Genomic DNA, 1,353 nt, shown 5'->3' on the forward strand with positions numbered 1-1,353 from the left:
CAAAAACATCAAAAAATTAAAAGGAGAAGAAAATGCATATCGAATTCGTTTAGGGGATTATAGAATTGGTTTTTTTATAAAAGGCGATACTATCATATTCTCCCGTGTTCTCCATAGACGAGAATTTTATCGTTATTTTCCTTAAAGCAATAGAAAATTATAAAGTAGTAGGGTGGGCAGTAGAATCGCAGCCCACCGGCAGTAAATAAAAATAATCGTAGGGTGGGCAGTGCGTAATATAAATTTCCAAGCCTGTAGTAGCTTTGATAAGCACTGCCCACCAACAGTCAATAAAATTAATCGTAGGGTGGGCAGTGCGTAATAGAAATTCCCAACCTGGTAGTAGCTTTGATAAGCACTGCCCACCAACAGTCAATAAAATGAATCTCCCTTAGGATCAAAATTGCTCAGGATCGATATTAATATAGATATCCTTCAACTCAGAATAGACATCCAACGCTTCTGTGCCTGGTTCACGGGTACCATTACCGGATTGCTTTAGTCCACCAAAGGGCATATGGGGTTCACTGCCATAGGTACCGGCATTCACTACAGCTACTCCAGTTTGGACTTTCTCACAAAACCTTACTGCACGGTGGATGTTGCGAGTGTGAATCGAAGCAGTTAAGCCATAGGGGGAATCGTTAGCAAGAGCAAGAGCTTCCTTAAAGTCTTTGACCCGGTAGAGACTAGCAATCGGACCAAATAATTCACATTGAGAAATTTCGGCGTGGGGGTCTACATTCTCTAGCAGGGTCGGAGCCATATAGAAACCAGTAGCATGGTCAGGGTCTGTTAAGCGATCGCCTCCCACTAGCACCGTTGCTCCTGCTTCTTGTGCCTGTTTCACCGCTGCAATCATGTTAGTCAACTGTTGCTCATTAATCACAGGACCCAGGTCATCCTGGTCAGTGGAACCTAATTTTAATTCCTTAGTTTTCTCCACTAATTGGTCACGGAATTGTTCATAAATGCTATCAAAGACAATGATTCGACTAGCAGAAGCACAACGTTGACCGGCATTACTGAACACTGAGAGTAAGGTCCACTTGACGGCATTGTTCAAATCCGCATCATCACACACGACCAAGGGATTCTTACCCCCCAATTCCAGGGATACCCTGCCAAAGCGCTCCCCAGCTACCCGTTGCACAATTCGTCCTACTTCTGTGGAGCCGGTAAAGCTAACCACAGCGACATCATTATGAGCAACTAAGGGAGCACCTGCTTCTTCACCATATCCCTGAATAATATTGAGGACACCAGGGGGTAACCCAGCCTCTTGAGCAATTTGTCCAACTATCCAAGCCGTGGCGGGAGTGTCTTCTGCTACTTTTAATACAGCGCTATTGC

At 44.4% G+C, this 1,353-nt stretch carries 2 protein-coding genes; one reads left to right on the forward strand and one right to left on the reverse strand.

All coding sequences use genetic code 11. The features are described 5' to 3' along the window. Positions 1-145, forward strand: a 145-nt coding sequence (locus F6K38_RS42115) for a type II toxin-antitoxin system RelE family toxin (RefSeq protein WP_502709674.1), incomplete at its 5' end; no start/stop codon positions are given. 252 nt (positions 146-397) lie between these two features. On the opposite strand, the gene F6K38_RS42120 is transcribed toward F6K38_RS42115, so the two are convergent. Beyond that, the coding region (locus F6K38_RS42120; protein WP_287360789.1) for an aldehyde dehydrogenase family protein at positions 398-1,353 on the reverse strand (956 nt) is incomplete at its 5' end.

Origin of the sequence: Moorena sp. SIO3B2 (genome assembly GCF_010692525.1) — a bacterium.
GTDB classification, from domain to species: domain Bacteria; phylum Cyanobacteriota; class Cyanobacteriia; order Cyanobacteriales; family Coleofasciculaceae; genus Moorena; species Moorena producens.